This is a genomic window from Streptomyces capoamus (assembly GCF_014654935.1).
Lineage (GTDB): Bacteria > Actinomycetota > Actinomycetes > Streptomycetales > Streptomycetaceae > Streptomyces > Streptomyces capoamus.
The window spans coordinates 312,238-317,036 of sequence record NZ_BNBF01000002.1 but is presented as its reverse complement, the minus strand read 5'-3'; the positions used below and the strand labels follow the sequence as shown (position 1 = coordinate 317,036).

11 protein-coding genes are annotated in these 4,799 nt (G+C 66.1%); all 11 read left to right on the top strand.

The features are described 5' to 3' along the window. Positions 1-243: 50S ribosomal protein L23 (gene rplW, locus IE312_RS38810; protein ID WP_229899067.1), on the top strand; the 243-nt coding region annotated here is incomplete at its 5' end. A gap of 38 nt (positions 244-281) precedes the next feature. Further along, positions 282-1,118, top strand: coding sequence for a 50S ribosomal protein L2 (gene rplB / locus IE312_RS04935; protein WP_030345428.1), 837 nt, complete (start codon positions 282-284; stop codon positions 1,116-1,118). Positions 1,119-1,130: 12 nt separating this feature from the next. Next, on the top strand, positions 1,131-1,412 hold the full coding sequence (rpsS, locus tag IE312_RS04930) for a 30S ribosomal protein S19 (protein WP_095748093.1): 282 nt from the start codon (positions 1,131-1,133) through the stop codon (positions 1,410-1,412). 43 nt (positions 1,413-1,455) lie between these two features. Next, positions 1,456-1,803 carry a 50S ribosomal protein L22 gene (gene rplV / locus IE312_RS04925; protein WP_037858419.1) on the top strand — a complete coding sequence of 116 codons (348 nt, stop codon included), beginning with the start codon at positions 1,456-1,458 and terminating at the stop codon, positions 1,801-1,803. Beyond that, positions 1,803-2,627, top strand: coding sequence for a 30S ribosomal protein S3 (gene rpsC / locus IE312_RS04920; protein ID WP_030930513.1), 825 nt, complete (start codon positions 1,803-1,805; stop codon positions 2,625-2,627). The genes rplV and rpsC overlap by 1 nt, the downstream gene beginning before the upstream one ends. A 5-nt stretch (positions 2,628-2,632) precedes the next feature. Continuing rightward, positions 2,633-3,052, top strand: a complete 420-nt coding sequence (rplP, locus tag IE312_RS04915) for a 50S ribosomal protein L16 (RefSeq protein WP_009190136.1) — start codon at positions 2,633-2,635, stop codon at positions 3,050-3,052. After that, the gene (rpmC, locus tag IE312_RS04910) at positions 3,052-3,276 is read left to right on the top strand and encodes a 50S ribosomal protein L29 (RefSeq protein ID WP_003974259.1); all 225 of its coding nucleotides are present in this window, start codon (positions 3,052-3,054) and stop codon (positions 3,274-3,276) included. The genes rplP and rpmC overlap by 1 nt, the downstream gene beginning before the upstream one ends. Next, on the top strand, positions 3,276-3,563 hold the full coding sequence (gene rpsQ / locus IE312_RS04905; protein WP_009327090.1) for a 30S ribosomal protein S17: 288 nt from the start codon (positions 3,276-3,278) through the stop codon (positions 3,561-3,563). Before rpmC ends, rpsQ begins: the two co-directional genes overlap by 1 nt. 99 nt (positions 3,564-3,662) lie before the next feature. Then, complete coding sequence (gene rplN / locus IE312_RS04900) at positions 3,663-4,031, top strand: 50S ribosomal protein L14 (protein WP_003998823.1); 369 nt, start codon at positions 3,663-3,665, stop codon at positions 4,029-4,031. Positions 4,032-4,033: 2 nt separating this feature from the next. Then, positions 4,034-4,357, top strand: coding sequence for a 50S ribosomal protein L24 (gene rplX, locus IE312_RS04895; protein WP_030345434.1), 324 nt, complete (start codon positions 4,034-4,036; stop codon positions 4,355-4,357). Beyond that, positions 4,357-4,799 (top strand): 50S ribosomal protein L5 (gene rplE / locus IE312_RS04890; protein WP_229899065.1); only part of this gene is annotated, 443 nt, incomplete at its 3' end. The genes rplX and rplE, both read left to right, overlap by 1 nt.

Sequence of the window (4,799 nt, the reverse complement as noted above, 5' to 3'; positions counted from 1 at the left end):
TACGCGCTCCTCGACGAGAACAAGTACACGTTCATCGTCGACCCGAACGCCAACAAGACCCAGATCAAGCAGGCCGTCCAGGCGGTCTTCTCGGTCAAGGTCACCGGGGTCAACACGATCAACCGCCAGGGCAAGCGCAAGCGCACGAAGACCGGTTTCGGTCAGCGCGCCGGCAGCAAGCGCGCGATCGTGACCCTCGCCGAGGGCGACCGTATCGACATCTTCGGCGGTCCGACCGCGTAAGCGGGTCGGATCGTCCGATATCGGACGAGGACTGAGAAATGGGAATCCGCAAGTACAAGCCGACTACGCCGGGCCGTCGTGGGTCCAGCGTTGCCGACTTCGTCGAGGTCACGCGGTCCACGCCGGAGAAGTCGCTGGTCCGCCCGCTGCACAGCAAGGGCGGCCGTAACAACGCCGGTCGTGTGACCGTTCGCCACCAGGGTGGCGGACACAAGCGCGCCTACCGCGTGATCGACTTCCGTCGTCACGACAAGGACGGCGTGCCGGCGAAGGTCGCGCACATCGAGTACGACCCCAACCGCACCGCGCGCATCGCGCTGCTGCACTACGCCGACGGCGAGAAGCGCTACATCCTCGCCCCGCGCAACCTGCAGCAGGGCGACACCGTGGAGAACGGTCCCGGGGCCGACATCAAGCCGGGCAACAACCTGGCCCTCCGCAACATCCCGGTCGGTACCACGATCCACGCGATCGAGCTCCGTCCCGGTGGCGGTGCCAAGTTCGCCCGCTCCGCCGGTGCCTCCGTGCAGCTGCTCGCGAAGGAGGGCGCCTACGCCCACCTGCGCATGCCCTCCGGTGAGATCCGCCTGGTCGACGTGCGCTGCCGCGCCACCGTCGGCGAGGTCGGCAACGCCGAGCAGAGCAACATCAACTGGGGCAAGGCGGGCCGCAAGCGGTGGCTGGGCGTTCGCCCGACCGTCCGTGGTGTGGTCATGAACCCGGTTGACCACCCGCACGGTGGTGGTGAGGGCCGGACCTCCGGTGGTCGCCACCCTGTGTCCCCGTGGGGCAAGAAGGAAGGCCGTACTCGTTCGCCCAAGAAGGCGTCGAACAAGTACATCGTCCGCCGCCGCAAGACGAACAAGAAGCGCTAAGGACGGGTTGAGATGCCTCGTAGCTTGAAGAAGGGACCCTTCGTCGACGACCACCTGATCAAGAAGGTGGACGCCCAGAACGAAGCGGGCTCTAAGAACGTCATCAAGACCTGGTCCCGTCGCTCGATGATCGTCCCGGCCATGCTCGGTCACACGATCGCGGTGCACAACGGCAAGACCCACATCCCGGTGTTCGTCACCGAGTCGATGGTCGGCCACAAGCTCGGCGAGTTCTCGCCGACGCGCACCTTCCGGGGCCACGTCAAGGAAGACCGGAAGTCGAAGCGCCGCTAGTAGCGGATCGCATTCAGACACGTAAGTAACTGAAGGGACAACCATGGAAGCCAGGGCCCAGGCGCGGTACATCCGCGTCACGCCCATGAAGGCCCGCCGCGTGGTGGACCTCATCCGTGGCATGAACGCCACGGAGGCCCAGGCCGTCCTGCGATTCGCTCCGCAGGCCGCCTCGGTGCCGGTGGGCAAGGTGCTGGACAGCGCCATTGCCAACGCCGCGCACAACTACGACCACACCGACGCCGACAGCCTCTACATCTCCGAGGCCTACGTCGACGAGGGCCCGACCCTGAAGCGGTTCCGTCCGCGCGCCCAGGGCCGTGCCTACCGGATCCGCAAGCGGACCAGCCACATCACCGTGGTCGTCAGCAGCAAGGAAGGAACCCGGTAATGGGCCAGAAGGTAAACCCGCACGGGTTCCGGCTCGGTGTCACGACCGACTTCAAGTCGCGTTGGTACGCCGACAAGCTGTACAAGGACTACGTCAAGGAAGACGTCGCCATCCGTCGGATGATGACGTCCGGCATGGAGCGCGCCGGCATCTCCAAGGTCGAGATCGAGCGCACCCGTGACCGCGTGCGTGTGGACATCCACACCGCTCGTCCGGGCATCGTCATCGGCCGCCGTGGCGCCGAGGCCGACCGCATCCGCGGCGACCTCGAGAAGCTCACGGGCAAGCAGGTCCAGCTGAACATCCTCGAGGTCAAGAACCCCGAGACGGATGCTCAGCTCGTGGCCCAGGCCGTCGCCGAGCAGCTCTCCTCCCGCGTCTCCTTCCGCCGTGCCATGCGCAAGAGCATGCAGTCGGCGATGAAGGCCGGCGCCAAGGGCATCAAGATCCAGTGCGGTGGCCGCCTCGGCGGCGCCGAGATGTCCCGCTCGGAGTTCTACCGCGAGGGCCGCGTGCCCCTGCACACGCTCCGCGCGAACGTGGACTACGGCTTCTTCGAGGCCAAGACGACCTTCGGCCGCATCGGTGTGAAGGTCTGGATCTACAAGGGCGACGTCAAGAACATCGCCGAGGTCCGCGCCGAGAACGCTGCCGCCCGTGCGGGTAACCGCCCGGCCCGCGGTGGCGGCTCCGACCGCCCGGCCCGTGGTGGCCGCGGTGGCGAGCGGCGCGGTCGCAAGCCGCAGCAGGCTGCCGGCGCCGAGGCCCCCAAGGCCGAGGCTCCCGCCGCCGCTCCGGCTGAGAGCACCGGAACGGAGGCCTGACCGTCATGCTGATCCCCCGTAGGGTCAAGCACCGCAAGCAGCACCACCCGAAGCGCAACGGTATGTCCAAGGGTGGGACGCAGGTTGCGTTCGGCGAGTACGGCATCCAGGCGCTGACCCCGGCCTACGTGACGAACCGCCAGATCGAGGCGGCTCGTATCGCGATGACCCGCCACATCAAGCGTGGCGGCAAGGTCTGGATCAACATCTACCCGGACCGTCCCCTCACCAAGAAGCCGGCCGAGACCCGCATGGGTTCCGGTAAGGGTTCGCCGGAGTGGTGGATCGCCAACGTCAAGCCCGGACGTGTCATGTTCGAGCTGTCGTACCCCAACGAGAAGATCGCCCGTGAGGCGCTCACGCGTGCGGCCCACAAGCTGCCGATGAAGTGCCGGATCGTCAAGCGCGAGGCAGGTGAAGCGTGATGTCGGCCGGTACCAAGGCGTCCGAGCTGCGCGAGCTGGGCAACGAGGAGCTTCTGGCGAAGCTCCGCGAGGCCAAGGAAGAGCTGTTCAACCTCCGCTTCCAGGCGGCGACGGGTCAGCTCGAGAACCACGGTCGGCTGAAGGCCGTCCGCAAGGACATCGCGCGGATCTACACCCTGATGCGTGAGCGCGAGCTGGGCATCGAGACGGTGGAGAGCGCCTGATGAGTGAGAACAACGTGACTGAGCAGACTGCAGAGGCCCGCGGCTTCCGCAAGACCCGTGAGGGTCTCGTCGTCAGCGACAAGATGGACAAGACCGTCGTCGTCGCCGTCGAGGACCGCGTCAAGCACGCGCTGTACGGCAAGGTCATCCGCCGTACGAACAAGCTCAAGGCCCACGACGAGCAGAACGCCGCGGGCGTCGGCGACCGCGTCCTCCTCATGGAGACCCGGCCGCTGTCCGCGACGAAGCGCTGGCGCGTCGTCGAGATCCTCGAGAAGGCCAAGTAATTCCTGCGGGCAAACCCGCAGGTCAGTTCCGCCAGGCTCGGCAGGGGCGCTCATGACTGAGGCCCCTGCCGGGAACCGGCAGACGATCAGGAGATAGACGTGATCCAGCAGGAGTCGCGACTGCGTGTCGCCGACAACACTGGTGCGAAGGAGATCCTTTGCATCCGTGTGCTCGGTGGCTCCGGTCGCCGCTACGCGGGCATCGGTGACGTCATCGTCGCCACCGTCAAGGACGCGATCCCCGGTGGCAACGTGAAGAAGGGTGACGTCGTCAAGGCGGTCATCGTTCGCACCGTCAAGGAGCGCCGCCGTCCGGACGGCTCGTACATCCGCTTCGACGAGAACGCCGCCGTCATTCTGAAGAACGACGGCGACCCTCGCGGCACCCGCATCTTCGGCCCGGTCGGCCGTGAGCTGCGCGAGAAGAAGTTCATGAAGATCATCTCGCTCGCGCCGGAGGTGCTGTAAGCATGAAGATCAAGAAGGGCGACCTGGTCCAGGTCATCACCGGTAAGGACAAGGGCAAGCAGGGCAAGGTCATCGCGGCCTACCCCCGCGAGGACCGTGTCCTGGTCGAGGGTGTCAACCGGGTCAAGAAGCACACCAAGGCCGGTCCGACCGCCAGCGGTTCCCAGGCCGGCGGCATCGTGACGACCGAGGCCCCCATCCACGTGTCCAACGTTCAGCTGGTCGTGGAGAAGGACGGTCAGAAGGTCGTCACGCGTGTCGGCTACCGCTTCGACGAAGAGGGCAACAAGATCCGCGTTGCCAAGCGGACGGGTGAGGACATCTGATGGCTACCACCACCACTCCGCGTCTGAAGCAGAAGTACCGTGAGGAGATCACGGGCAAGCTGCGTGACGAGTTCAAGTACGAGAACGTCATGCAGATCCCCGGTCTCGTCAAGATCGTGGTCAACATGGGTGTGGGCGACGCCGCTCGCGACTCCAAGCTGATCGAGGGCGCCATCCGCGACCTCACCACGATCACCGGCCAGAAGCCGCAGGTCACCAAGGCCCGTAAGTCCATCGCGCAGTTCAAGCTGCGTGAGGGTCAGCCGATCGGTGCCCACGTCACGCTCCGTGGCGACCGCATGTGGGAGTTCCTCGACCGCACCCTGTCGCTCGCGCTCCCGCGCATCCGCGACTTCCGCGGCCTGTCCCCCAAGCAGTTCGACGGCCGTGGCAACTACACCTTCGGTCTCACGGAGCAGGTCATGTTCCACGAGATCGACCA

Excerpts from the sequence above, each read along its gene's own strand:
- rplB (WP_030345428.1), top strand. The coding sequence starts at position 282 with ATGGGAATCCGCAAGTACAAGCCGACTACGCCGGGCCGTCGTGGGTCC.
- rpsS (WP_095748093.1), top strand. The coding sequence starts at position 1,131 with ATGCCTCGTAGCTTGAAGAAGGGACCCTTCGTCGACGACCACCTGATC.
- rplV (WP_037858419.1), top strand. The coding sequence starts at position 1,456 with ATGGAAGCCAGGGCCCAGGCGCGGTACATCCGCGTCACGCCCATGAAG.
- rpsC (WP_030930513.1), top strand. The coding sequence starts at position 1,803 with ATGGGCCAGAAGGTAAACCCGCACGGGTTCCGGCTCGGTGTCACGACC.
- rplP (WP_009190136.1), top strand. The coding sequence starts at position 2,633 with ATGCTGATCCCCCGTAGGGTCAAGCACCGCAAGCAGCACCACCCGAAG.
- rpmC (WP_003974259.1), top strand. The coding sequence starts at position 3,052 with ATGTCGGCCGGTACCAAGGCGTCCGAGCTGCGCGAGCTGGGCAACGAG.
- rpsQ (WP_009327090.1), top strand. The coding sequence starts at position 3,276 with ATGAGTGAGAACAACGTGACTGAGCAGACTGCAGAGGCCCGCGGCTTC.
- rplX (WP_030345434.1), top strand. The coding sequence starts at position 4,034 with ATGAAGATCAAGAAGGGCGACCTGGTCCAGGTCATCACCGGTAAGGAC.